23 protein-coding genes and 1 pseudogene are annotated in these 25,515 nt (G+C 64.1%); 14 read left to right on the top strand and 10 right to left on the bottom strand.

Going from position 1 to position 25,515, the window contains the following annotated elements; all coding sequences use genetic code 11:
* Window positions 1-198 precede the first annotated feature (198 nt).
* Together pip and ACVOK8_RS15880 are read right to left on the bottom strand one after the other, a co-directional pair.
* Complete coding sequence (gene pip / locus ACVOK8_RS15875) at window positions 199-1,143, bottom strand: prolyl aminopeptidase (RefSeq protein WP_481537287.1); 945 nt, start codon at window positions 1,141-1,143, stop codon at window positions 199-201.
* A gap of 74 nt (window positions 1,144-1,217) precedes the next feature.
* Complete coding sequence (locus ACVOK8_RS15880; RefSeq protein ID WP_481567670.1) at window positions 1,218-2,480, bottom strand: erythromycin esterase family protein; 1,263 nt, start codon at window positions 2,478-2,480, stop codon at window positions 1,218-1,220.
* Window positions 2,481-2,545: 65 nt separating this feature from the next.
* Here ACVOK8_RS15880 and ACVOK8_RS15885 point away from each other — a divergent pair, with 65 nt between their 5' ends.
* Window positions 2,546-2,836: a hypothetical protein gene (locus tag ACVOK8_RS15885; protein ID WP_481567671.1), complete on the top strand. Its 291-nt coding sequence runs from the start codon at window positions 2,546-2,548 to the stop codon at window positions 2,834-2,836.
* A 53-nt stretch (window positions 2,837-2,889) separates the two neighbouring features.
* On the opposite strand, the gene prmC is transcribed toward ACVOK8_RS15885, so the two are convergent.
* Entirely contained in the window at window positions 2,890-3,732 is an 843-nt protein-coding gene (gene prmC, locus ACVOK8_RS15890; RefSeq protein ID WP_481567672.1) for a peptide chain release factor N(5)-glutamine methyltransferase, read from the bottom strand.
* Between the two features lie 302 nt (window positions 3,733-4,034).
* Between prmC and ahpC the strand changes: the two genes are divergently transcribed.
* From ahpC to ACVOK8_RS15915, 5 genes are all read left to right on the top strand, one after another.
* Complete coding sequence (gene ahpC, locus ACVOK8_RS15895; RefSeq protein WP_313174167.1) at window positions 4,035-4,598, top strand: alkyl hydroperoxide reductase subunit C; 564 nt, start codon at window positions 4,035-4,037, stop codon at window positions 4,596-4,598.
* A 184-nt stretch (window positions 4,599-4,782) separates the two neighbouring features.
* Entirely contained in the window at window positions 4,783-6,375 is a 1,593-nt protein-coding gene (ahpF, locus tag ACVOK8_RS15900; protein ID WP_481567673.1) for an alkyl hydroperoxide reductase subunit F, read from the top strand.
* Window positions 6,376-6,622: 247 nt separating this feature from the next.
* Complete coding sequence (locus ACVOK8_RS15905) at window positions 6,623-7,555, top strand: LysR substrate-binding domain-containing protein (protein WP_481567674.1); 933 nt, start codon at window positions 6,623-6,625, stop codon at window positions 7,553-7,555.
* A 278-nt stretch (window positions 7,556-7,833) separates the two neighbouring features.
* Window positions 7,834-8,259: a nucleoside diphosphate kinase regulator gene (rnk, locus tag ACVOK8_RS15910; RefSeq protein WP_282272444.1), complete on the top strand. Its 426-nt coding sequence runs from the start codon at window positions 7,834-7,836 to the stop codon at window positions 8,257-8,259.
* Between the two features lie 31 nt (window positions 8,260-8,290).
* Window positions 8,291-9,259 carry a transaldolase gene (locus tag ACVOK8_RS15915; RefSeq protein ID WP_481567675.1) on the top strand — a complete coding sequence of 323 codons (969 nt, stop codon included), beginning with the start codon at window positions 8,291-8,293 and terminating at the stop codon, window positions 9,257-9,259.
* Window positions 9,260-9,431: 172 nt separating this feature from the next.
* Here ACVOK8_RS15915 and ACVOK8_RS15920 read toward each other — a convergent pair whose 3' ends face one another.
* The 4 genes and pseudogenes from ACVOK8_RS15920 to ACVOK8_RS15935 all read right to left on the bottom strand — a co-directional run bounded on the left by ACVOK8_RS15920 (window position 9,432) and on the right by ACVOK8_RS15935 (window position 11,573).
* On the bottom strand, window positions 9,432-9,941 hold the full coding sequence (locus tag ACVOK8_RS15920) for a flavodoxin family protein (RefSeq protein ID WP_481567676.1): 510 nt from the start codon (window positions 9,939-9,941) through the stop codon (window positions 9,432-9,434).
* Between the two features lie 3 nt (window positions 9,942-9,944).
* Window positions 9,945-10,595, bottom strand: coding sequence for a peptide-methionine (S)-S-oxide reductase MsrA (gene msrA, locus ACVOK8_RS15925; protein WP_481567687.1), 651 nt, complete (start codon window positions 10,593-10,595; stop codon window positions 9,945-9,947).
* 30 nt (window positions 10,596-10,625) lie between these two features.
* Entirely contained in the window at window positions 10,626-10,892 is a 267-nt protein-coding gene (locus ACVOK8_RS15930) for a putative signal transducing protein (RefSeq protein WP_481567677.1), read from the bottom strand.
* 34 nt (window positions 10,893-10,926) lie between these two features.
* Window positions 10,927-11,573 (bottom strand): annotated as a pseudogene (locus tag ACVOK8_RS15935) (glutathione S-transferase family protein).
* A 105-nt stretch (window positions 11,574-11,678) separates the two neighbouring features.
* Between ACVOK8_RS15935 and ACVOK8_RS15940 the strand changes: the two are divergent.
* Both ACVOK8_RS15940 and ACVOK8_RS15945 read left to right on the top strand, forming a co-directional pair.
* On the top strand, window positions 11,679-13,460 hold the full coding sequence (locus tag ACVOK8_RS15940; protein ID WP_481567678.1) for a glutamine--tRNA ligase/YqeY domain fusion protein: 1,782 nt from the start codon (window positions 11,679-11,681) through the stop codon (window positions 13,458-13,460).
* 95 nt (window positions 13,461-13,555) lie between these two features.
* Window positions 13,556-13,972: a hypothetical protein gene (locus tag ACVOK8_RS15945; protein ID WP_481567679.1), complete on the top strand. Its 417-nt coding sequence runs from the start codon at window positions 13,556-13,558 to the stop codon at window positions 13,970-13,972.
* Window positions 13,973-14,135: 163 nt separating this feature from the next.
* Here ACVOK8_RS15945 and ACVOK8_RS15950 read toward each other — a convergent pair whose 3' ends face one another.
* Genes ACVOK8_RS15950 through ACVOK8_RS15960 form a run of 3 tightly spaced genes read right to left on the bottom strand, consistent with a single transcriptional unit; the run spans window position 14,136 to window position 17,246 of the window.
* Window positions 14,136-15,188 carry an ABC transporter substrate-binding protein gene (locus tag ACVOK8_RS15950; protein WP_481567680.1) on the bottom strand — a complete coding sequence of 351 codons (1,053 nt, stop codon included), beginning with the start codon at window positions 15,186-15,188 and terminating at the stop codon, window positions 14,136-14,138.
* Complete coding sequence (locus ACVOK8_RS15955; RefSeq protein ID WP_481567681.1) at window positions 15,185-16,570, bottom strand: sensor histidine kinase N-terminal domain-containing protein; 1,386 nt, start codon at window positions 16,568-16,570, stop codon at window positions 15,185-15,187. Before ACVOK8_RS15955 ends, ACVOK8_RS15950 begins: the two co-directional genes overlap by 4 nt.
* Window positions 16,557-17,246 (bottom strand): response regulator, encoded by a 690-nt coding sequence (locus ACVOK8_RS15960; RefSeq protein ID WP_481567682.1) that lies wholly within the window; start codon window positions 17,244-17,246, stop codon window positions 16,557-16,559. Before ACVOK8_RS15960 ends, ACVOK8_RS15955 begins: the two co-directional genes overlap by 14 nt.
* 187 nt (window positions 17,247-17,433) lie before the next feature.
* Between ACVOK8_RS15960 and ACVOK8_RS15965 the strand changes: the two genes are divergently transcribed.
* The 6 genes from ACVOK8_RS15965 (at window position 17,434) to rlmM (ending at window position 25,322) form a co-directional block, all read left to right on the top strand.
* Complete coding sequence (locus tag ACVOK8_RS15965) at window positions 17,434-18,609, top strand: OprO/OprP family phosphate-selective porin (RefSeq protein ID WP_481567683.1); 1,176 nt, start codon at window positions 17,434-17,436, stop codon at window positions 18,607-18,609.
* 42 nt (window positions 18,610-18,651) lie between these two features.
* The gene (locus ACVOK8_RS15970) at window positions 18,652-19,980 is read left to right on the top strand and encodes a CitMHS family transporter (protein WP_312914076.1); all 1,329 of its coding nucleotides are present in this window, start codon (window positions 18,652-18,654) and stop codon (window positions 19,978-19,980) included.
* 31 nt (window positions 19,981-20,011) lie between these two features.
* Entirely contained in the window at window positions 20,012-20,752 is a 741-nt protein-coding gene (gene phbB / locus ACVOK8_RS15975; RefSeq protein WP_481537273.1) for an acetoacetyl-CoA reductase, read from the top strand.
* Window positions 20,753-20,998: 246 nt separating this feature from the next.
* The gene (locus ACVOK8_RS15980; protein ID WP_481567684.1) at window positions 20,999-23,275 is read left to right on the top strand and encodes a TonB-dependent receptor; all 2,277 of its coding nucleotides are present in this window, start codon (window positions 20,999-21,001) and stop codon (window positions 23,273-23,275) included.
* A gap of 265 nt (window positions 23,276-23,540) precedes the next feature.
* Entirely contained in the window at window positions 23,541-24,101 is a 561-nt protein-coding gene (locus ACVOK8_RS15985) for a nucleoside deaminase (RefSeq protein ID WP_481532396.1), read from the top strand.
* A 165-nt stretch (window positions 24,102-24,266) separates the two neighbouring features.
* Window positions 24,267-25,322, top strand: a complete 1,056-nt coding sequence (rlmM, locus tag ACVOK8_RS15990) for a 23S rRNA (cytidine(2498)-2'-O)-methyltransferase RlmM (RefSeq protein ID WP_481567686.1) — start codon at window positions 24,267-24,269, stop codon at window positions 25,320-25,322.
* Window positions 25,323-25,515: the final 193 nt, after the last annotated feature.

Here is a 25,515-nt window from a genome sequence, read left to right on the forward strand (position 1 = left end):
CAGGGCCGTCGGGGGGTGACTCTTTGCAAAAAACATATGGGGGCGGGGCGACTCCGCGGCGCTGGCAGACCCCCCTCACAGCGATCAGTGCAGGGCTCCCTACAAGCACCCCTCGGCCGCCCCCCCCCCCGCTCCTACAAGATGGTCTATCGGTAACGCCCCTACCGAGCATGGCTCGGCACTACAGGGGCTCGCTTATCAACCGGCGAAGCTGTCGGTTGCGCGTACCAGTGCGTCGACATTCTCGGCCTCAAACGCCGAGTGGCCGGACGCCGGGCTGATCTGCAGCTGCGCCTTTGGCCACGCCTTGTGCAGTTCCCAGGCATTGGCCAGCGGACAGACCACGTCGTAACGGCCGTGCACGATCACGCCCGGGATGTGGGCAATCTTGTGCGCGTCGCGCAGCAGCTGGTCTTCCACTTCGAAGAAACCGCCGTTGACGAAATAATGGTTCTCGATGCGGGCGAAGGCCAGCGCGAACTGCGGGTCTTCGTGGCTGTTGACGAAATCATCGTCCACATGCAGGAAGCTGGTGGCACCCTCCCATACGCTCCATGCCTTGGCAGCCGCCAGACGGGTGGCTTCGTCGTCACTGGTCAGGCGGCGGTGGAAGGCCGAGATCAGGTCGTGACGCTCCACTGCCGGGATCGGCTTGAGATAGTGCTCCCAGGCATCCGGGAACAGGCGGTTGGCACCTTCCTGGTAGAACCATTCCAGCTCCCAGCGGCGCAGCATGAAGATGCCGCGCAGCACCAGCTCGGTCACCCGCTGCGGATGGGTTTCGGCATAGGCCAACGCCAGCGTCGAACCCCAGCTGCCGCCAAATACCTGCCAGCTGTCGACGCCGAGCTTTTCGCGCAGCTTCTCGATGTCGGCGACCAGATCCCAGGTGGTGTTGTCGACCAGGTCGGCATGCGGGGTGGAACGGCCCGAACCACGCTGATCGAACAGGATGATGCGGTACTTGGCCGGGTCGTGGAACTGACGCATCTTGTCGCTGCAGCCGCCACCGGGGCCGCCATGCAGCATCACCACCGGCTTGCCGTTGGGATTGCCACATTGTTCGAAGTACAGCGTATGGCGGTCGTCGACCTTGAGCGTGCCGGTGTCGTAGGGCTCGATGGCGGGGTAGAGCGTGCGCATGGCAGCCTCGCAGGGAACAGGACGGCTAGTTTAACGCAGCGATGTTGCGGTCTTGTTTGCGCTACAGCGTTCCATCAGGGCGTTGCATAGGTCGCCGGTGTGATGCCATCCAGCAGCCAGAGGCCGTCGAAGCGCTGCCGTGCTTCGGGCAGGCTCAATTCATCGGCGTAGTCCATGCCCCACAGCCGGCTGGCTGGATCGTCCTCGCCGGGCAAGCTGCCTGCATGCAGATCGACGAAAACCGCGGTCGCCGAGGTATCTGCGGTCAAGCGCGACTCCAGCTGCGACGGCCGTGCGTCCACCTTGCGAACCTGCTGATCGATGTAGTCAAGATAACTTCCTTGCGCGCCTGCGTAGTGCAGCACATAGGTCTGCTTCTGCAGCGCAGGCGGCAAAGCGCGGGTCACGTTGTCTACTACCGGAAAGCCACGCGGATGACCGTCGCGGTAGCCGCCGAGCTTGTTCAGATGCGCGTAATGCCCCCACACAACCGCCTTGCGTCCCGGGTAGGCCTGCTCCAGCAACCACTGCAGGTTGGCGGCCATGACCGGATCGTGTTCATCGAACGGCCGCAGCTGCCAAGCCACTTCGGCCATGCGATGCAGGCTGGCGTTGATGCGGCGCCAGAAGCCATCGCTGTTGAACACATCGTCACCGTGCTCGGCATCCGGCGCTGGCAGCAATTGCAGCAGCCATTGCGAATCTTCGAGGAAGCGCTGGCGCACACTGGCATCAGCCGCTGCCAGCTGACCATCCAGCAATCGTTGCACCTGCTGCAGGTGTTGTTGCAGCCGCTGCTGCTGCGCCTCGCCCAATGGCTGACGCAGCAATCGCTCACCCAGCTGCGGCACCAGCTGCCGGCGTGAGAATCCGCCACTCAAGCGACCATCGAAGCCGGCCAGCTGCATCGCAGCCTGTGTATCACGTTGCGCGTCGAGATAGTCGCACAGCGGCCAGACCTCGGCGCTGTTGGCATACATGTAGAAGATGTTGCCCGGCGCGTTGGCACGCAGCGGCAGCCGTGATTGCCATAGGCGGGTTACATCGAACAGACCGCTTTCCAGCACCAGCAGGTCGAAGCCTTTGCGCTCATGCAGGTAGCGCACGGTACGCACCTTGCTCTCGTAGATATTGCCTTCGCCGTGGGTGAGCTCGTCGAGCATGACGATGCGCTTGTCGCCGATAGCCTCGCCCAGGGGCGCGAGATCGGCGAAGTCGTCCTGCACCGGCAATCCCTCACGCAAGGGATGGATGGGAGCGTGTTTGCTAGTGCCTGGCGTTGCAGCACAGCCCAGCGATGTGAGCAGCAATACGACAGCGAACGCGGTACGGATCATCGGCATCCCCGGTTTGGAAATGGCGATGCTACGGGAGGATTTGGGGGCCGTCATGCGGACAGGAAATGGCCTGGATGTCAGGCTGGAGTAGTGCTTTTGGCTCTGCTTTGGCTTTGGCTTTGGCCTTGGCTTTCGTTCTTTATGCAGTCATTCCCGCGAAGGCGGGAATCGCTCTGGCCTTGGCCTTGAGAGCCGTCATTGCCGCGAAGGCAGGAATCGCTCTGGCCCTGGCCTTGAAAGCCGTCATTCCCGCGAAGGCGGGAATCGCTATCGCTCTGGCTCTGGCTCTGGCTCCCAAATCAACTGCAGAAGCAAAGACCAGAGCGATTCCCGCCTTCGCGGGAATGACGAGCTGAAAAAAGCAGCAAGAGCAACAGCAACTACAACAACCTCAACCTCAACCTCAACCTCAACCAGGCCAACGCCCCAAGGTCACCCGATCCCGCTGCTCCAGATCCTGCACCGTCTGCACCTCCACAAACCCGGCTTGCTCCAGCAGCGCGCGGATCGCCTCGCCCTGATCCCAGCCATGCTCCAGCAGCAACCAGCCACCGGGCACCAGATGCTCATGCGCGCCGGCAACAATCTCGCGGATCGCATCCAGGCCATCGGCACCTGAGGCCAAGGCCGGCGGCGGCTCGAAACGCAGATCACCTTCAACCAGATGCGGATCACCCGCAGCGATGTACGGCGGGTTGCTGACAATCATGTCGAAGCGATCCGCGCCCAGCGCCGTATACCAGTGCCCACGCCGGAACCACACGTTTTCCAGACCGTGCGCCTGTGCGTTCTTCACCGCCATCGCCAGGGTCGGGCCCAGCACATCGGTCGCCATCACCGTGGCCAAAGGCCGCTCACTGGCGATCGACAAGGCGACCGCGCCACTGCCGGTGCCCATGTCGGCCACCCGCACCATGTCGTCGGCCGGCAGCCGTGCCAGCGCCTGCTCGACCAGCAGCTCGGTTTCCGGACGCGGAATGAGGGTCGCCGTGTTGACCTGCAGGTCCAGGTTCCAGAAGCCGCGGCGGCCAGTCAGATAGGCCAGCGGATGACCCTCGGCACGGCGCGCCAGCAGCACCTCGAAACGCTCCACCGCCTCGGCTTCCACCTCGTCGGTGGCATGGGCGAACAACCAGGCCCGCTCCACGCCCAGCACGTGGATCAGCAACTGCTCGGCCTCATGGCGGGCATCTTCACCCGGCAGGCGTGCAGCGGCCTCCCGCAACAGCTCGGCAACCTTCAACGTGGACACTGCAGTACCTCTTCGCGGGTTCGATCAGGAGGGCGAGGATAGTCAGCGCGCCCGCCCCTGCCTACCGCCAAGATCCTTGCCTTGGGATTAATTCCATCTATGCCGCGCCGTTCAGCTTGGCCGCGGATGGCTTGGAAAGCCCGCAAAGCACCCGATATCAGGCCTTGAGGCAGTTTCAGAGCAGCGATTGATAGGTTTTATCTATTGATACGATGCATCCAATTCATTTGTTTTATTAGTCTCTGCCTATTAGTCTTTGCTCCAACGATTCACCCCGCCCTACAACCGCAAGAGGAAACTTCATGTCCCTTATCAACACCCAGGTCCAGCCGTTCAAGGTCAATGCGTTCCACAACGGCAAGTTCATTGAAGTCACCGATGAGTCACTGAAGGGCAAGTGGTCGGTCCTGATCTTCATGCCGGCAGCCTTCACCTTCAACTGCCCGACCGAGATTGAAGACGCCGCTGACAACTATGCCGAGTTCCAGAAGGCCGGTGCCGAGGTCTACATCGTGACCACCGATACCCACTTCTCGCACAAGGTGTGGCACGAAACCTCGCCGGCCGTGGGCAAGGCCAAGTTCCCGCTGGTCGGCGACCCGACCCATCAGCTGACCAACGCCTTCGGCGTGCACATTCCGGAAGAAGGCCTGGCCCTGCGTGGCACCTTCGTGATCAACCCGGAAGGCGTGATCAAGACCTCGGAGATCCACTCCAACGAGATCGCCCGTGACGTGTCCGAGACCCTGCGCAAGCTGAAGGCTGCCCAGTTCACCGCCGCACACCCGAACGAAGTGTGCCCGGCCAAGTGGAAGGAAGGCGAAAAGACCCTGACCCCGTCGCTGGACCTGGTCGGCAAGATCTAAAAAGTCGTACCCGCTCCCACCCCGCCCCCGCGGCGGGTGTGGGGGTGAACCGCAGCGTGTTGATGCCAGCCAGCACCACGCCAGCACGCCACGCAGCCCGCTGCGGTTCACCCCTACTTTTACTGGCGCCCCGCTTCACGCAGGGGCGTCACTCCCCCGCTTTGCCTCAACGAAGGAGTTGACCGTGCTCGACGACAGCCTCAAGACCCAGCTGCAGCAGTACATGGGCCTGCTGCGCCAGCCACTGCGCCTGATCGCCTCGCTCGACGACAGCAGCGCAAGCCAGGACATGCGCGGCCTGCTTGACGATATCGTCGCGGCCGGCGGCGGCAAGATCACGCTGGACACCGCCGGCGACGATGCGCGCAAGCCCTCGTTCGTGATCGCCCGCGAAGGCCAGAACCATGGCGTGCGTTTCGCTGGCCTGCCGCTGGGCCACGAATTCGAATCGCTGGTACTTGCCCTGTTGTGGACCGGCGGCCATCCGCCGAAGGTCGCGCAGGACGTCATCGACAGCATCACCGCGATCGACGGCGAGTACAGCTTCGACGTCTACATGTCGCTGACCTGCCACAACTGCCCGGACGTGGTGCAGGCGCTGGCGCTGATGGCGATCTTGAATCCGAAGATCAGCACCACGGTGATCGAGGGCGGTACGTTCCAGCAGGAAGTGGAACAGCGCCAGGTGATGGCGGTGCCGATGGTGTTCCAGGGTGGCGAGATGTTCGACTCCGGCCGCATGAGCCTGGAGCAGATCATCGCCAAGCTCGACACCGGCGCCGTTGCCCGCGAGGCCGAAAAGATCAAGGCCAAGGATGCATTCGACGTGCTGGTGGTGGGCGGTGGCCCGGCCGGTGCGGCTGCGGCCATCTATGCCGCACGCAAGGGCATCAGCACCGGTGTGGCTGCCGAGCGTTTCGGCGGCCAGGTGCTGGACACCATGGCGATCGAGAACTTCATCTCGGTGCAGCACACCGAAGGCCCGAAGCTGGCCGCCGCACTGGAAACCCACGTACGTGAGTACGAGGTGGACATCATGAACCTGCAGCGCGCGACCAAGCTGCTGCCGGCCGGTGCCGATGGCCTGGTCGAAGTACAGCTGGAGAATGGTGCTTCGCTGAAGTCCAAGACGGTGATCCTGTCCACCGGCGCCCGCTGGCGGCAGATGAACGTGCCGGGCGAGAACGAATACCGCAACAAGGGTGTTGCCTACTGCCCGCACTGTGACGGCCCGCTGTTCAAGGGCAAGCGCGTGGCGGTGATCGGCGGCGGCAACTCCGGCGTGGAAGCGGCCATCGACCTGGCCGGCATCGTCAGCCACGTCACCGTGTTCGAATTCGACAGCAAGCTGCGTGCCGACCAGGTGCTGCAGGCCAAGCTCAACAGCCTGCCCAACGTGAAGGTGATCCTCAACGCACAGACCACCGAAGTGCTGGGCGACGGCCAGAAGGTCAACGGCTTGGTCTACACCGACCGCGTCGGTGGCGATTCGCACCGGGTCGAGCTGGAAGGCATCTTCGTGCAGATCGGCCTGCTGCCGAACACCGAGTGGCTGCGTGGCACGGTGGAGCTCAGCGGTCGCGGCGAGATCATCATCGATGATCGCGGCCAGACCAATGTGCCGGGCGTGTTTGCCGCCGGTGACTGCACCACGGTGCCGTACAAGCAGATCATCATCGCGATGGGCGCCGGTTCGACCGCCGCACTCAGCGCCTTCGATCATCTGATCCGTACGCCGGTGCTGCAGCCTGCAGCGGTAGAGACCGAAACCGCCTGATGCTCAAAGCCCCTCTCCCGTTGGGGTGAGAGGGGCAGTTTGCGAACCACCGGTTCGCTGCCCCACGAACGCCCCGCGTCAGCGCGGGGCCGGGGCGCGAAGCGGGGGTTGGGGTGAGGGTAGAACCTTCTGCAATCCTGGAAAACATGGGCTTCGCCCAACCCTCATCCGCCCCTTCGGGGCATCCCCCCCTTCGCGGGGACAGGCTCTTCTCCCGCAGGGAGAAGGAAACACCCGGGAGCCCGACATGAACCTTCGTGACCTGAAATACCTTGTGGCGCTGGCCGAGCACAAGCACTTCGGCCGTGCCGCTGCGGCCAGCTTCGTCAGCCAGCCCACCCTGTCCACCCAGATCAAGAAGCTGGAAGAAGAACTGGGCGTGCCGCTGGTGGAGCGTGCCCCGCGCAAAGTGATGCTGACCCCGGCCGGCCGCGAAGCCGCCGCGCGTGCGCGCAGCATCGTGGCCGAAGTAGAGCAGATGAAGGAAGCCGCACGCCGCGCCCGCGACCCGGAAGCCGGCACCGTGCGTCTGGGAATTTTCCCGACCTTGGGCCCGTATCTGTTGCCACATGTAGTACCGGCGATCCGCCAGCGCTTCCCGCAACTGGAGATGCTGCTGGTCGAGGAAAAGAGCGATGTGTTGCTGGCGCAGCTGCGCAACGGCCAGCTCGATGCCGCAATACTTGCGCTGCCAATCGCCGACGAGCAGCTGCACACCGAATTCCTGTTCGAGGAACCCTTCGTGCTGGCTGCGCCAGAAGGCCATCCACTGACCAGCCACGCCTCTTTGACGCTGGATGACTTGTCCGATCAGCGCTTGTTGCTGTTGCAGGACGGCCATTGCCTGCGCGATCAGGCACTGGATGTCTGCCATATGGCCGGCGCGCTGGAGAAATCCGAATTCCAGGCCACCAGCCTGGAGACTCTGCGGCAGATGGTGGCGGCGAACGTGGGCGTCACCCTGCTGCCGATGTTGGCAGTGAAGCCGCCAGTAGCGCGCTCGGAGAACGTGCGGTTGATCCCGTTTGCGGGCAATCCGCAACCGAGCCGCAGGATCGGCATGGTCTGGCGCCGCAGCTCGGCGATGGGCGCGTTCCTTGAACAGTTCTCGCAGTTGTTCAAGCAGCTGCCGGCGGGATTGTTGGAGACGCCGGCGGAGGCTGCTCGGGTTCAGGCTTAAAAGCTGCCCCCTCCCCGGCCCTCCCTGAGCTGCGCGCAAGGGAGGGGGCAAGACTTGGCTCCCTCCCTTGCGCCGCTGGCGGAGGGGAGGGTTGGGGAAGGGGCAGTTTTTGCCCCCAAAACCTGAATACCCCCCTCCCCCACATTGCATCCGGGCCGCACCGGCCCCATGATCTTCACAGGGTCGCCTACGGCCCGTTTCACCAGCACAATAGAAATCCGGGCGGCGCCGACAAAGCGTCGCCTTTTGCTTGCTCTTCAATCAGATAAGGAATTCCCATGACCAGCCACAGCGGTCTGCCACCATCCATCGTTGTTTCCACCCGTGACATGGCCCGTCTTGAGGCCCTGCTGGACTCCCCGGCGCTGAGCCGGCACCCGGCCGCTGTTGCCCTTGCGCAGGAACTTGAGCGCGCGCAGGTGCTGCCGCCGGAAGAAATCCCCGAAGGCATCGTCACCATGCACTCCCGCGTGGACTGCGAAGACGAACTGCACAACGAAAAACATTCCCTGACTCTGGTCTATCCGCACGAAGCGGACTTCGACAAGGGCCGCGTGTCCGTGCTGGCACCGGTCGGCAGCGCCCTGCTGGGCTTGTCGGTTGGCCAGACCATCGACTGGACCGCACCGGGCGGCCGCAAGCTGCGCCTGCGCGTCACCGCCGTTCACTACCAGCCCGAAGCGGCTGGCGATTTCCACCGCTGAGCGCACTGCGCCGCACCTGCAACAGGAAACCATGATGTCCCAGGCCCCCTCCAAGCTCGCCCAACTGCGTGAACTGTCCGTCGTCGTCGCCGATACCGGTGATTACGACGCCATCAAGCGCCTGCGCCCGGTCGACTGCACCACCAACCCGACCCTGGTGAAAAAAGCCCTCGACCTGCCGGTCTACGCCGGCCTGATCGAACGCGAGCTGCAGTGGGGCCGGGCTCAAAGCGGTGACAAGCAGGCCATCGCCAATGCCGTGGTCGATCGTTTGACCGTCGGCGTCGGCACCATGCTGGCCGAGCTGGTGCCGGGTCGCGTTTCCACCGAGGTGGACGCCGACCAGGCGCACAACACCGCCGCGACGATTGCCAAGGCGCGCGAGTTCATCGCCATGTACGAAGCGGCCGGCGTGCCGCGCAGCAAGGTGCTGATCAAGATCGCCGCCACCTGGGCCGGCGTGGAAGCCGCGCGCGTGCTGCAGGCCGAAGGCATCGACTGCAACCTGACCCTGATCTTCAACCCGACCCAGGCCCTGGCCTGTTCGGAAGCCGGTGCCTTCCTGATCTCGCCATTCGTCGGTCGCATCCTGGACTGGTACGTGGCCAACGGCCAGACCCCGGCCAACATCGACGAAGACCCGGGCGTGAAGTTCGTGCGCGGCGTGTTTGCCGAGTTCAAGCGCCGTGGTTCCAACACCGTTGTCATGGGTGCCTCGTTCCGTTCGACTGCGCAGATTGAAGCGTTGGCTGGCTGTGATCGTTTGACGATCTCTCCGGATCTGCTGGAGAAGCTGGATGCTGACTTCGGCGAGCTGCCGCGCAAGCTGATTGCTGGCGCTGCTGAAGCAGTGAACGTCGCTGCGATCGATGAAGCCAAGTTCGATGCGGATATGGCGGCTGATCCGATGGCCACCGAGAAGTTGGCTACTGGTATTGATGCGTTTGCCAAGGATCTGCAGACCTTGCGTTTGCGGATTGCGGATGAGTTGGGCGGCTGAGCGGAGCCCGACGACAAACGCGATGCTTGATGCATCCCTTCTCCCGCGAGCGGGAGAAGGTGCCCCGAAGGGGCGGATGAGGGGAAGCTTTTAAAGCTTTTGCTCCACGTGCTTTCAGAGCGCCCTCACCCCAACCCCTCTCCCGCATGCGGGAGAGGGGCTTAAGCAAAAGCTAGAACACTCCCAGTTCCAGCCCTGCTGCGAGCAGCGCGCCCAGCTCGCGGCCTCGCGCCAGCTGCACATCAGGCAGCTTCTTCTCAGCAACAATCGCCTCCGCCGTCTGTGCCTGCGTACACACCAGCACCGGCTCGGTCACCTCTTTCAAACGCAAGCCCAAAGCCACGCGCCGCAACTGCGTAATCGTCGGCTGGCCATCCGAGCCCGCACACACCAGCAGTGCATACGGCTTGCCCTCGCAGCGCCCCAATAGCGGGTAATAACTGCGATCAAAGAAATCCTTCATCGCCCCGCTCATCGAGGCCAATGTCTCCGGCGTGGCGAACACCACCGCATCGGCGGCAAGCACATCGTCGGCACCCGCATCTGCGGCGCGCAAGGCAATCACCTGCACCGCACCGCCGGTACTCGCGCGTGCACCCTCCACCAATGCTTCCACCATCGCCGCAGTAGCGCCGGTGAAGCTGTGCCACACCACCAGTAAACGACGCGGTGTGGCACTCACTGCTCAGACATCCAGGCCAATCGGGCAGCTCACACCGGTACCGCCGATGCCGCAATAACCATTGGGATTTTTGGCCAGATACTGCTGGTGGTAATCCTCGGCGTAATAGAACGGCGGTGCCGGGAACACGATCTCGGTGGTGATCTCGCCGAAACCAGAAGCAGTCAGCTGTTGCTGGTAGGCATCACGGCTGGCAATCGCCGCGTCGTACTGTTCCTGCGTGTGGCAGTAGATCGCCGAGCGGTACTGGGTGCCGGTGTCGTTGCCCTGACGCATGCCCTGAGTGGGATTGTGGTTCTCCCAGAAGGTGCGCAGCACCGTCTCCAGCGTGACCTGTGCCGGATCAAATACCACCCGCACCACTTCGGTGTGGCCGGTAAGCCCGGAACAGGCCTCTTCGTAGGTCGGGTTCGGGGTGACGCCGCCCTGATAGCCCACCGCCGTGGTCACCACGCCCGGCAGCTGCCAGAACTTGCGCTCGGCGCCCCAGAAACAGCCCAGGCCCACGTCGAGCACCTGCAGGCCGTCGAAATCGGCCTGCAAGGGCTGGCCTTTGACGAAATGCTGGTTGTGCAGCGGCAGCGGCGTGTCCCGCCCCGGCAGTGCTTCCTCCGGGCGCGGCAGGCGCTGCTTGAACGCGCCGATACCCAGTATTCCCTGGCCGATTCCCAACATGTCAGCTCCTCAGGCCGGGAGGAATCCCGGCGCTTCATCGTCATCCGAGATGGGGTCGGCGGGGCCGTCGTCCAAGCCCAGCGCAGCGACGATGTCCTCGGCTTCAGGCTTGGCCGAATCGGGTACGCAGACCCGCAGCAGGCCAAACAGGGGCAGTTCACCACCCGCACCCAGCAAAGACTCGCCGAACACGAAGGCCGGGATGCCGGCATCCTCCAGCGCATGCTTGACCAGATGCGCGTCGAACAGATTATTGCTCTGGTAGATCAGCTGCATTTGATTCTCCGTTCAAACCGGCTGGCACAGGTCATCAGTGGCCGCGACGTGCTCGCTTTCCGCCGCACCGGCCTGGCGCCACTCGCACAGTGCCGGCAGCGCCAACAGCGCCTGCAGGTACTCACCGGCAACGCCTTCCGCGGCCACGCCATAGCCGTCGAAGCGTACCGCCACCGGCGCGAACATCGCATCGACAATGCCGAACTGGCCAAACAGGAACGCCCCGCCCGCGCCGTACTGGCGGCGCAGCTCGCTCCACAGCGCGCGGATGCGGTTGATGTCGGCTTGGGCGGCGGCATCCCAGCGGTAGCCGTCCGGCTGGCGGCGGCTGTTCATCGGCAGCTGGCTGCGCAACCCGGTGAAACCTGAATGCATTTCCGCCGCGGCAGCCCGCGCCACGGCGCGTTGGGCCAGATCGGCCGGCCAGCCGCGTCCGCCCAGCCAGCGCTCGTTGGCGTACTCGCAGATGGCCAGAGAATCCCAGACCTGCAGCGCGCCATCACGCAGCGCCGGCACCTTGCCGGTCGGCGAATATTGCAGCACTTCGCTGGCAAAACCCGGCGTATCCAGGGCCAACCGTACTTCGTCGAACTCCACCCCGAAATGGCGCAGCAGCAGCCACGGGCGCAGCGACCAGGACGAGTAGTTCTTGTTGCCTATCACCAGAACGGGGCGGTCCATCAGTGGCAATCCACGGGGCGGGAGGCCCCAGCATAGCTCCGTCCCGGCAGCCAACGCCCGGCTCGGCTAAACTTGCGGTTTACTTCAATACACTGCGTCCCCCCCATGTCCGAGAACACGCCTGCTGTCGCTGCCACGCCGGAAAACGCTCCCGCCGAAAAGCGCGCCGCTGATGCCTTGGCATCAGAGAAAAGGGACTTTATCCGTCAGATCGTCCGTGAGGACCTGTCCAGCGGCAAGCACACGGCCATCAAGACCCGCTTCCCGCCCGAGCCCAATGGCTACCTGCACATCGGCCATGCCAAGTCGATCTGCCTGAACTTCGGCATCGCCGGTGAGTTCGGCGGCGTCTGCAACCTGCGCTTCGATGACACCAACCCGGCCAAGGAAGACCCGGAATACGTGCAGGCCATCCAGGACGACGTGCGCTGGCTGGGCTTCGAGTGGAACGAGCTGCGCCACGCCTCGGATTACTTCGACGCCTATTACCTGGCCGCGCAGAAGCTGATCCGCGACGGCAAGGCCTATGTCTGCGACCTGTCGGCCGAGGAAGTACGCGCCTACCGCGGTTCGCTGACCGAGCCGGGCCGTCCTTCGCCGTACCGCGAGCGCAGCGTCGAGGAAAACCTGGACCTGTTCGCGCGCATGCGCGCCGGTGAGTTCGCCGATGGCGCCCGCACCGTGCGCGCCAAGATCGACATGGCCAGCGGCAACATCAACCTGCGCGACCCGGCGATCTACCGCATCAAGCACGTCGAGCACCAGAACACCGGCAATGCCTGGCCGATCTACCCGATGTATGACTTCGCGCATGCACTGGGCGACTCGCTGGAAGGCATCACCCACTCGCTGTGCACGCTGGAATTCGAAGACCACCGCCCGTTGTACGACTGGTGCGTGGACAACGTCGACTACGCCCACGACAACGCGCTGACCCAGCCGCTGGTCGACAAGGGCCTGCCGCGCGAAGCCGCCAAGCCGCGCCAGATCGAGTTCTCGCGCCTGAACATCAACTACACGGTGATGAGCAAGCGCAAGCTGATGGCGCTGGTCACCGAAAACCTGGTCGATGGCTGGGAAGACCCGCGCATGCCGACCCTGCAGGGCCTGCGTCGTCGTGGTTACACCCCGGCGGCGATGCGCCTGTTCGCCGAACGCGTGGGCATTTCCAAGCAGAACTCGCTGATCGATTTCAGCGTGTTGGAAGGCGCCCTGCGCGAAGACCTGGACAGCGCCGCCGCACGCCGCATGGCGGTGATCGATCCGCTCAAGCTGGTGCTGACCAATCTGCCGGAAGGCCACGAAGAAGCCCTCACCTTCAGCAACCATCCGAAGGACGAAAGCTTCGGCAGCCGCGAAGTGCCGTTCTCGCGCGAGCTGTGGATCGAGCGCGAAGACTTCGCCGAAGTGCCGCCCAAGGGCTGGAAGCGCCTGGTCCCGGGCGGCGAAGTGCGCCTGCGTGGCGCCGGCATCGCCCGCGTCGATGAAGTGATCAAGAACGACGCCGGCGAGATCGTCGAGCTGCGTGGCTGGCTGGACCCGGAATCGCGTCCTGGCATGGAAGGCGCCAACCGCAAGATCAAGGGCACCATCCATTGGGTCAGCGCCCAGCACGCGGTGGAAGCCGAAGTGCGCCTGTACGACCGCCTGTTCTCGGTCGCCAACCCGGACGATGAATCCGAAGGCAAGACCTACCGCGATCACCTGAACCCGGAATCGCGCAAGGTCGTCACCGGCTACGTCGAACCCGCCGCAGCCCTGGCCGCACCGGAACAGAGCTACCAGTTCGAGCGCACCGGCTACTTCGTCGCCGATCGCCGCGACCACACCCCGGCCAAGCCGGTGTTCAACCGCAGCGTGACCCTGCGCGATACCTGGTCGGCCTGATCGGGATGGGTGGGGTTACCGGCTGACAGCCCGGTAACCCCCTGCTCACATGGGACGCGGCTACCATGGCCGCGTGCCCAAGAACAGGATTCGCCATGTTCCGTCTGTCACTGCTGCTCTGCCTGCTGCTTGCGATCACCGCCTGCAGCTCACCGGCCGCGACTGCGCCGGTCACCTCGCAAACGCCCGCGCCAGTCGCTGCCAGCGAACCATCAACACCTGCCAAACCAGCCGCCACGCCCGTCGTGGTCGACAGCAGCTGCAAGGTCGATGCCGATTGCGCGGTGAAAAACGTCGGCAACTGCTGCGGTTACTACCCGGCCTGCGTCAACGTCAACAGCGCCACCGGTCCGGCCGGCGTGCAGGCCAGCTGTCAGGCCAAGGGCATGATGAGTGTCTGCGGCTTCCCGGAGATCCAGGGCTGCAGTTGCGTGCAGGGCAAATGCGCGGCAGCAGGCAGCAGCAACCCGCTGCGCCAGCCAATGACGGAGAACCCAGCGCCAGTGCGCTGAGCGGGCACAAAGCGATCCGACCGTAGCCCGGGTAAGCGCAGCGCACCCGGGGCCGGTGACAGATTGTCTGAAAGATCACTGGATCCCCTTGCTGCGCTTACCCGGGCTACGGTGCTGCGCCAACCGAGGAGCGAGAATCCCGTCCCGCTACGCTGAGCCACACTCAGCGCGGCTTGGGCTCGACGCTGCTGCGCCAGGCATCGAGGAACTGGCGGCGCTTGAGCGCATCCAGATACACGAGCAGCCCCGGCCCAAGCTGGATCGGCCGCCGGTTCTGGCCGGGATCACTGTCACCACCGCCGTTGCGGATGATCGGCATCAGCCGCGCCTCGCGCGACAGCACCTGCTGGCCGCGCGCCGACAACAGGTAGTCGAGAAAACGCTTGGCCTCGGCCGGGTGCGGGCTGTTGCGCGGAATCACCGCCGTACGCAAAACCACCAGGGTGTAATCCTCCGGCTCGACGATGCCCAAGGGCGCGCCGGCATCGATACGCGCCTGCGCGTAGGAACCCAACACGTTGTAGACCAGCGACAGCTTGCCGCTGCTGACCTGGTCCAACAGCACGCCGGTACGCTCCTCGCGCACCACGCCGTTGTCACCCAACGCGCCGAGCAAGGCGCCAGCGATGCTGCCGCGCTGCGCGTCCTGGGTCGCCAGCAGATAGCCGACGCTGCTGCGTTCGATATCGTAGGTGCCGACCTTGCCGCGCAGCGGTGCGCCTTCGGCACGCAGCAGGTCCAGCAGCTGGCGGCGCGTGTGCGGTACTTTTGCCGCGGGCAATGCACGCGTGTTGTAGACCATCGCCACCGGCTCGTAGCTGATGCCGAAGGCTTCATTGCGCCACTTCGCCCAGGAAGGCACGGCTTCGGTCTGCGGCGAACGGTGCGGCAATGCGTGGCCATCGTTGACCAGCTTGGTCTGCAGATCCATGCCACTGGAAATCAGCAGATCAGGCGTGGTCGCGGTGCTGCGGTCGCGCAGGAAACGCGCGTACAGGTCCTGGGTAATGATGTCTTCGTAAACGACTTCCGTACCCGGATGCAGGCGCTGGTAATCGGCGATCACTACCGCGAACACTTCGATATCGGTGGTGCCGTGGATGCGCAGCTGCTCAGTCACAACACCCTGCGCGGGGAAACGCTGTACATCACCCGGCGCAGCGCGCAATGACGGTGCCAGCAGCAGGCCCAGCAACAGGATCAACAAGCGGCTCATGCGGCATGCCTCGGCAGATGGATGGTGGCGACGAGGCCGCCTTCGGGCCGGTTGCTCAGGTCGATGCTGCCACCATGGCTTTCAACCACCCGCTTGACGATGGCCAACCCCAGGCCTGCACCACCGGCAGGCGCGTTTTCACCACGTCCGAAGCGTTCGAACACGCGCTCGGCATCGGCGGCGCTGATGCCGGGGCCGTGGTCAGCGATGGTCAATACCGCCTGCGTGTCCTGCACGGTCAAGGCGATCTGCAAAGGACCGTCGCCGCCGTATTTCATCGCGTTGTCGATCAGGTTCTTGATCGCCTCGCGCAACAGCAGGGCGTCGCCGTTGACCTGCACCGCGCCGGTAGTGATCGCCAGCTGCACGCGTGGTGCCGGCCCTGCCTGCGGCAAGGCTTCATGCAAGGCCTGATGCACCGTTTCAGCCAGATCCAGTGGCGCGAAGCGCTGCAGGTTGGAGCGATGGATGACACTGGCATCGCTGAGCAACTGGTTGAGCAGGCGGCTCATATGGGTGGCGTTGCGCTCGATCGCACGCAGGCTGCGCTGCATGTCCTCGGGCTCTTCTTCGTCCAAGGCCAGCTGCGCCTGCGCGCGTAATGCTGCCAGCGGTGTGCGCATCTGATGTGCGGCTTCGGCCATGAATGCACGCAGGGTTTCGTTGCTGCTGGACAGGCGTTCCATGAAGCGGTTCAAGGCGCCAACCATCTGGTTCATCTCGCGCGGCACGCGCGTATCCAGCGGCTTAAGATCGGACGGCTCGCGCCGCGACAGTTCGCGCTCCAGCCGCACAAGAGGACGGAACGCGCGGTGCACGCCGAATGCCACCAATCCCAGCAACAAGGCCGACAACACGCCGATGGCGATCAGCGCGCGGTTGACCATTTCCTGCGCCAAGGCAGCGCGCGCACGCCGGGTCTGGCCCACCTGCACCTGCACTTCGCCCTGCGCGGACGCAGCAGCAAAGCTGCGTTTGACCACCACGAAGCGCACGATTTCGCCGCTGTACTCGGCATCGAACAACTGTGGCTGGCTGCCGGTCTTGCGCGGTGCGAGAGGTAGATCCTCATAACCGGTGATGGTCAGGCCACGGCTATCAGCAACCCGGTAGAACACCCGGTCTTCCTCGGCCATCGACAACAGGTCCAAGGCCGCATATGGCAGATCCACCTGCCATTGGCCATCAACCAGCGCTACCGAATCGGCGATGGACAGCGCCGAAGACACCAACAGGTGATCGTAGGAACGGTTTGCAGCACGTTGCCCGTAGTCACGCGCGGCAAACAACAGCGCCACCGCAAATACCGCCAACAACGCGCCCAGATACAGCATCAAGGTGCGCCGCAAAGAACCGGAAGTGCGGACCTCAGCCGTCGCCATCAGTAGCGCCGTCGTTGGCTTCCAGCATGTAGCCCACACCACGCACGGTGGTGATGCGCAATGGTGCGGCCACCAGTTTCTTGCGCAGCCGCCCGATATACAGCTCGATGGCATTGGGCCCGGCTTCGTCGTCGAAACCGAACAAGCCTTTGCCAATTTCGTCCTTGCCGACAACCTGTCCGATTCGGCCGACCAGGATCTCCAGCAGGCGGAACTCACGGTTCGGCAGCTCGATCACTTCGCCATCCATGCTGACCCGGTGCGCGGCATTGTCGAACTGGAAACCGCCGATCTGCACCACTTCGCTGGCCTGGCCACGACCACGTCGCAGCAGCACCCGGCAACGGGCTTCGAATTCGCGGAAATCGAAGGGCTTGCCCAGATAGTCGTCAGCGCCCACATCCAGCGCTTGGACGCGATCTTCGATGCCATCGCGTGCGGTCAGCATCAGCACCGGCGTGCTGTCACCGCGCTCGCGCATGCCTGCCAGCACGCGCAGGCCATCGAGCTTGGGCAGGCCGATATCCAGCACCACCAGATCGAAGCTCTGGTAGCGCAGCACGCTGGCCGCGCCCATGCCATCGGCCTGCCAATCCACCGCATGGCCGTTGCGGCGCATGCGACGGATGATGGCATCGGCCAGGTCCGCATTGTCTTCAACCAGCAGCAGGCGCATCGCAGGGGAATGTGGCAGGAAGGCGCGAATGCTAACGCGGAAGCCGCGAAGACGCAGTTCCGGCGCACATTGCTGCGCCGCACAAACCCCTGACAGGCGGATGACAGCTAGTCCCCTCCAGACTGCGCCCACGCACCAGCAGGTGCCCATAGTTTGCCGCGCGCCTGGCGCGCACCTGGGAGGGTTTGTGGAACTGAGTGTTTTCCAAAAGCGCAGCCTCGCTGCCGCGGTCCTGCTGAGCCTGTGTGCTCCAGCGCTGGCCGCAGAAGACGAAGGCCCGGTCACGGCCACCATCGGCGGCCGCCTGCATCTGGATTTCGCCAGCTTCGACAACGACCATCGCGGCAACCCGAACAAGGACGACACCGAGATCCGTCGCGCCTGGCTGGATGTCTCCGGCAAGTTCTTCGTGGTCGACTACAAGCTGGAAGCCGATTTCTCCGGTGACCGCCCGGAAGCCAAGGACGTCTACGTCAGCCGCAGCTTCGGCGATGCCGGCAAGCTGACGGTGGGCCAGTTCAAGCAGTACTACTCGCTGGACGACCGTACCGGCTCCAATTACGGCAGCTTCCTGGAGCGCGGCAACGCCGGCACCAGCCTGGCCCCGCTGTACCGCCTTGGCGCCTCGTGGCAGGCCAACCCGGGTGATATGACCTGGGCGGCAAGCGTCTACAGCCTGGAAAGCATCGATGCCTGGCAGGTAAAGGGCCGCGCTGCGGGTGGCCGTGTCACCTGGGCGCCGAGCCCGTCCGCTGGCGATGTGCTGCACCTGGGCGTGTCGCTGGCCCGCGAGGCCTATGACAACCCCGGCGTGAACGGCGTGCCGGCGCTGCGCATTCGTCCGCGCCCGGCCGGCCATCTGTCCGATGAAAGCCGTCTGACGATGGTCGACTTCTCGGCCGGCCGCGATACCGACGTCAACAAGTGGTCGCTGGAATACGCGCAGGTGCGCGGCCCGCTGTCATGGCAGGGCGAATTCAGCGGCGCCACCTTCGACGACGGCGCCCAACGCGGAGAGGTGATGGCCGCCTACGGCATGCTCAGCTGGTTCGTCACCGGCGAGTCGCGCAGCTACGACCGCAAGACCGGCCGCTTCGCCCGCATCAAGGACATCCGCCACAAGCCTGGCGCGTTTGAAGTCGCGCTGCGCTATGACCAGATGCGCGGCAACCAGCACCTTGATGGCCAGCCCGACCTGCGCAACGGCAGCACCGAGGCCTGGACCCTGGCCGGCAACTGGTACCTGCGCGACAACCTGCGTTTCATGCTCAACCTGATTGAAAGCCGCAACCGCAACCGCCTGACCGATACCACTGTGGACCACACCCGCGCGGTCACCGGCCGCCTGCAGTTCGATTTCTAAACACCTCTTCCCCGTCCTGTCTCTACTAGGAGTCTGCAGATGATGCTGACCATCCTCGGCTTCGGCATGGTCCTGACGTTCATGTATCTCATCATGAGCAAACGACTGTCGCCGCTGGTCGCCCTGATTACCGTACCCATCGTCTTCGCCCTGATCGGCGGCTTCGGTGCCGGCCTCGATGAAATGATGCTCGACGGCATCAAGAAGATCGCACCGACCGGCGTGATGCTGATGTTTGCCATCCTCTACTTCGGGGTGATGATCGACGCCGGCCTGTTCGACCCGCTGGTGCGCATCATCCTGCGCATCGTCAAGGGCGATCCGCTCAAGATCGTGATGGGCACCGCCGTGCTGGCGATGCTGATCTCGCTCGATGGCGATGGCTCCACCACCTACATGATCACCGTGTCGGCGATGCTGCCGCTGTACCGCCGGCTGGGCATGAACGCGCTGAGCATGACCTGCGTGACCATCCTCGCTGGCGGCGTGATGAACCTCACCCCGTGGGGCGGCCCGACCGCGCGTGCAGCCACTGCGCTGCATGTGGATCCGGCCGATGTGTTCGTGCCGCTGATTCCGGCGATGGTGCTGGCCTGCGCCGGCATCCTCGCGCTGGCCTGGTACCTGGGCATGAAGGAACGCCGTCGTCTTGGTGTGGTCGCCCTGCCGCAGGGTGGTTCGTGGATGGACGCCAGCGTCTCCGACGACAGCGATGCGCTGCCGACCGTGGAAGACGCCGAAGACACCAAGCGGCCGAAGCTGCTGTGGGTCAACTTCGCCCTGACCCTGGCACTGATGGCGGCGTTGGTGATCGGCCTGCTGCCGATGCCGATCCTGTTCATGGTCGGCTTCGCCATCGCGCTGGTGATCAACTACCCGAACCTGGCCGAGCAGCGCCGCCGCGTGGTCAACCATGCAGGCAACGTGCTGTCGGTGGTGTCACTGATCTTCGCTGCGGGCATCTTCACCGGCATCCTGTCCAACACCGGCATGGTCGAAGCGATGTCGCGCGGCTTCCTGTCGGTGATTCCGGAAGCCTGGGGCCCGTACCTGGCGGTGATCACTGCGGTGGCATCGATGCCCTTCACCTTCTTCATGTCCAACGACGCGTTCTATTTCGGCGTGCTGCCGATCCTGTCCGAAGCGGCAGGTCACTACGGCATCACTCCAGTGGAAATGGCGCGTGCTTCGCTGGCCGGGCAGCCGGTGCATCTGTTGAGCCCGCTGGTGCCATCGACCTATCTGCTGGTTGGCTTGGCCAAGGTGGATTTCGCAGACCACCAGAAGTTCACCCTGAAGTGGGCGGTGCTCATTTCGATGATCCTGATGGCCGGCAGCCTGCTGTTCGCCCTGTATCCACTGGCCGCCTGAGCGGCACCTACATGACGCATTGGAGAGCACCATGACGCTACGTATCGCTTACGTCACCAGTGGCATGGGCAGTGTAGGCACTGCCATCTGCCAGACCCTTGCCCGCGCCGGCCACACGGTGGTGGCAGGCTGCGCGCCGGATTCACCGCGCAAGGCCAACTGGATCCGCGAACAGCGCGAACTCGGCTTTGATTTCATCGTGTCCGAAGGCAATGCCGCCGATTGGGACTCCACCGCAGCTGCCTTTGCCAAGGTGCGCGCGGAAGTGGGCGAAGTGGATGTACTGGTCAACAACTCCGGTGGCAGCCGCGACATGCTGTTCCGGCAGATGAGCACCGAGGACTGGAACGCGGTGATCGCCTCCAACCTCAACACCTTGTTCAACCTGAGCAAACAGGTGGTTGATGGCATGACCAACCAGAACTGGGGCCGCATCATCAATATCGGCTCGGTCAGTGCGCAGAAGGGCCAGATCGGCCAGGTCAACTACGCAACGGCCAAGGCTGCGATGCACGGTTTCAGTCGTGCGCTTGCAGCGGAGGTTGCCGCGCGCGGCGTCACCGTCAACACCATTTCGCCGGGCTATATCGCCAGCCAGGCGATCAGCAGCTTTCCGCCCGATGTGTTGGACCGGCTTGCGGCCTCGGTACCGATCCGCCGCCTTGGCAAGCCAGAGGAAGTGGCCGCGCTGTGTGCGTGGCTGGCCAGTGATGATGCGGCCTATGTCACCGGTGCTGACTATCCGGTCAACGGTGGCCTGTACATGGGTTGATCTTGCGACCATGCATGCAACAACCAACGCCGCGCTTTGTCGCGGCGTTTTCGTTTGGAAGCCTGTGCACCATTGCTGTCGAACGTCCGGTATTTCATATCGACTGCGTCGCACTTCTGCTCGCATCTGTACGCAGAACACCGTGAAACAGCAATGTTTCGCGTCTGCGTAAACGAGCTTTAACAATCGTTCGACAGGCTCCTTGGACCGGCGTACACGCCGGCCTTTCCATGGACCCGGTAGACAATGAATCTCCAACGCCTCAGCTTCGCCATCACCCTCGCCCTGTGCACAAACCACGCCTTCGCCGAAGCCGCTGCAGACAGCGGCGCCTCCGCGCAGACACTGGATACCATCTCGGTGATCGGCCAAGGCCAGACCCGCCAGGTGCAGCGCATCGGCGAGGTCGACAAACAGGTGTTGCCGCCGGGTAGCAGCGGCCAGAAGATTCTTGATCGTCTGCCCGGTGTTTCCGTGCAGTCCAACGACGCCTTCGGTGCCAACGAAGAATCGCAGACCATCAGCCTGCGCGGTTTCGACAAGACCCGCCTGGGATATACGCTCGATGGCATCCCGCTCGGCGACAACAGCTATGGCAACTACAACGGCTTGAGCATCGCCCGCGCCATCATTGCCGAGAACCTTGGCGGCGCCGAGTTGTCGCAGGGCATCGGCTCGCTGGGTGTGGCTTCGACCAGCAACCTCGGTGGCGCCATCCAGTACTTCTCGCAGGACCCTTCAACGGTGTTCGGCGGCCGCGCCAGTGTCACCGTCGGCGATGACAACCAGCGTCGCGGCTACCTGCGCGTGGATACCGGCGATCTGAATGGCTTCTCGGCCTATGTTTCCGGCGTGCATCAGGATGCCGACATGTGGGCCGCACCGTACCAGAACCAGACCACCCGCCAGTTCAACGCCAAGGCGGTGTGGAACGTTGGCGATCATCGCTTTGGCGCCTTTGTCGCCACCTCGCGGGCAAGCCAGGCCAACTACGCCTACCTGTCCAAGAGCATGCTGCAGCGCGGGCTGGGCTATGACTGGAACATCTACGCGCCAGATTGGGATCGCGCGGTCGCCGCAGCCTACTGCGCACCGGGCACTTTCGATGCGGATCGCTGCGCCTTCAGTGGTGGCGTCAACAGCATCGACGATGCTTATTACCAGAGCCGCGCATTGCGCGATGACAATCTGTATTCGCTCGACGCCAGCCTGCATCTCGGCGACGAACTCAACCTCAAGCTGCTCGCCTATCACCATGACAATCGTGGCCAAGGCCACTGGTGGGCACCGGGCCAGCCCTCGCATCCGGGCACCGACCGCATGCTGCCGATCTCGATCCGCAGCACCAACTACACCATTGATCGCCAGGGTTTGACCGCTGCGCTGTCGTGGACTGTTGGCATCCATGAGCTGGAAGCCGGCCTGTGGTTCGAGCAGAACGACCACAACGTCGAGCGCAACTTCTACTACATCGACGGCCCGTTCCTCGACGACACCTACCTCAAGAACCCGGACCGTCGTCTGTTCGACCAGGACTTCGACATCCGCACGCGGCAGTTCTACGTGCAGGACCGCATGCGCTTCCTCGACCAGCGCCTGACCGTGGATATCGGCATCAAGAGCCCGAACACCCGCATGCGTGCAACCGCCAAACCCGGCACCGAGCAGAAGCTCGCGTCGGGCACGCTCACCGCCAAGGAATCACTGCTGCCGCAGTTGGGTGTCGGCTTCAAACTCAATGCCAACAACGAGCTGTTCGCCTCGTATGCCGAGAACATCGCCGCCTTCGTCGGTGGTGGCAGCGGCGGCCCGCTGCAGGTCTCGCCCGAATCCTTTGCCGCCAGCGCGGGACTGGAACCGGAGAAGTCCAAGACCTTCGAGGCCGGCTTCCGCACGTTCGGAAGCAAGTATCAGGCCTCGCTGGCTGCGTACCACGTGATGTTCGACAACCGCCTGCTCTCGCTCAATCCCTGCACCAGCATTGAAGTGGGCACGCGACCGGAGTGCATCACCCGCTTCATCAACGTCGGCTCGGTGAAGAGCCAGGGCGCGGAACTGACTTTCATCCTCAAGCCTGTCGACGGCCTGCAGTGGTACAACGCGCTGTCCTGGAACAAGACCACCTACGAGGACGACTATGTCTCCGGCGGTGCGATCGTTCCAGTCGCCGGCAAGATCACCGTCGACACCCCGCAGCGCATGGCCTCCAGCGAACTGAGCTGGAACCGTGACGGCTGGTTCGCCAGCCTGCGCGGCAAGTACACCGGCAAGCGCTACTACACCTATACCAACGACCAGTCGGTACCGGGCGTGACCACCTTCGATGCCGGCGGCGGTTACAGCTTCGGACCCGGTCTGGGCCTGCAGAACGTCAAGGTGTCCTTGAACGTCACCAACCTGACCAACAAGCGTTACGCCGGCCAGCTCAGCTCGTTCGCCCCGACCGACCCCACCGGCACCCGCTATTCCATCCACGCCAGCGCCCCGCGGCAGATCTTCATGACGGTGGGCGCGGAGTTCTAAGCGCTTGCCCCCTCCCTTTGGCCAAAGGCCAAGGGGAGGGTTGGGGAGGGGTGCTTTTCGCGTCAACCGCAAACCCCAAAGCAAAAGCCAACCCCTCCCCAGCCCTCCCCTTCGCTGCGCGAAAGGGAGGGGGCTGAACCCGGCTCCGCTACAGATCATTACCTACCGGCCCCCCACACCTGAACAACCCAAGCCAGCAAGTCCGCCCCAGCGCCCCAGTCCGCTAAACTGGCCGCCGTTTTTTGCCACAACGCCGGTCATCATCATGCTGCACGCCCAGGTTCACCTCACCCTCCCCGTCTGGATCCACGACGCCGTCGACTGCGACCGCGCCTATACCAGCGATGCGGACAAGGTAGCGCTGGCCATCGAGCTGTCGCGGCTGAACGTTGAACACGCCAGTGGCGGCCCGTTTGGTGCGGTGGTATTCGGCCCCGACCACAAGGTGATCGCCGCCGCGGTGAATCGCGTGGTGCCGCATGCCACCTCGTTGGCACATGCCGAAAACATGGCCTATATGCTGGCCCAGCAGAAGCTCAACACCCCGCGCCTGAACGCGCTGCTGTCGCCGATCACCCTGGCTACGTCCTCACAGCCCTGCTGCCAGTGCTACGGCGCCACCGTCTGGGCCGGCATCGACCGCCTGCTGATCGGCGCCTGCGCCGCCGACGTGGAAGAACTCACCCCGTTCGACGAAGGCCCGCTGCCGGCCGATTGGGCAGGTGAGCTGAACAAGCGCGGCATCGAGGTCGTGCAAGGCATCAACCGCGACGACGCCCGCGCCGTGCTGCACAGCTACGGCAAGAACGACGGCGCACGCTACTGATACTCAAAGCCCCTCTCCCGCCTGCGGGAGAGGGCTTGGGGTGAGGGTCCGGCAGGCCGCAGGATACGAACTGCACAAGGCTTCACCGACCCTCATCCGCCCCTACTGGGCACCTTCTCCCGGCGGGAGAAGGAGAAGCCCACCCGCTCCACACCAAGGATTTCCATGACCGGCCTGCTCTGCTACTGCCGCCAAGGCTTTGAACCGGAACTGGCCGGCGAATTGAACGACCGTGCAGGCCATGCCGGCATTGCCGGTTACGCCCGCACCCAACGCAACGATGGCTACGTGGTGTTCGTCACCGATGAGGCCGAAGCGCTGGACCAGCGCCTGCCCTGGCGCGAGCTGATCTTCGCCCGCCAGAAGCTGCGGATTCTCGCCGAGCTGCCACAGCTCGATGCCACGGATCGCATCACCCCGATCATTGCCGCGCTGGAAGGCCAGCAACGGTTTGGTGATCTGTGGGTCGAGCATCCCGATTCGGACGCCGGCAAACCGCTGGCTGGCCTGGCCCGCGCCTTCGGCAATGCGTTGCGCCCGGCGCTGCGCAAAGGCGGCCTGCTCACCGACAAACCCAACGGCAAGCTGCCGCGCCTGCATGTGGTGTTCGTCGATGGCACGCATGCCTTCGTCTGCGTCTCCGATACCCGCGACAGCGCACCGTGGCTGCTGGGCATTCCGCGCTTGAAGCTGCTACCGGATGCGCCCTCTCGCTCGGCCTTGAAGCTGGAAGAAGCCTTCATGACCCTGCTTACGCCGGAAGAACGCGAAGCGCTGGTGGTGCCGGGCATGCGCGCAGCTGACCTGGGCGCTGCACCCGGCGGCTGGACCTGGGTGCTGACCCGTCAGCACCTGCGCGTGAACAGCATCGACAACGGCCCGCTGCGCCAGCATGTATTGGATACCGGTCTGGTCGAACACCTGCGCGCCGATGGCTTCCATTGGCAGCCGGAAACCCCGCTGGACTGGATGGTCTGCGACATGGTCGAACAGCCACGCCGCGTTTCCGAGCGTATGGGCACCTGGCTGCGCGAAGGCTGGTGCAAACACGCCATCTTCAACCTGAAGCTGCCGATGAAGAAGCGCTGGGATGAAACGCGCCTGTGTCTGGATCTGTTCGCCGAAAAGGCTGACAAGCCACTGACCATCCGCGCCAAGCAGCTGTATCACGACCGCGAGGAAATCACGGTATTCGTGACCCCAAGAGCCAAGGGCCTTTGATTGCAGCCCCTCTCCTGCGAAGCGGGAGAGGGGTTGGGGTGAGGGCCGCCTTTGCCTGTGCTTCCGGCCGGAAAATTCCCTGTAGTGGGGGGGCCGCCCCGGGCGGAGGCCCCGCCCGCAACCCCCCCGCCAGCCCAGGCCGCGCCGCACCAGCCACCCCCACCCAAGAGAAAACCGCCGCCCCCCCCAACCC

It is taken from the genome of Stenotrophomonas sp. STEN083, assembly GCF_056759195.1.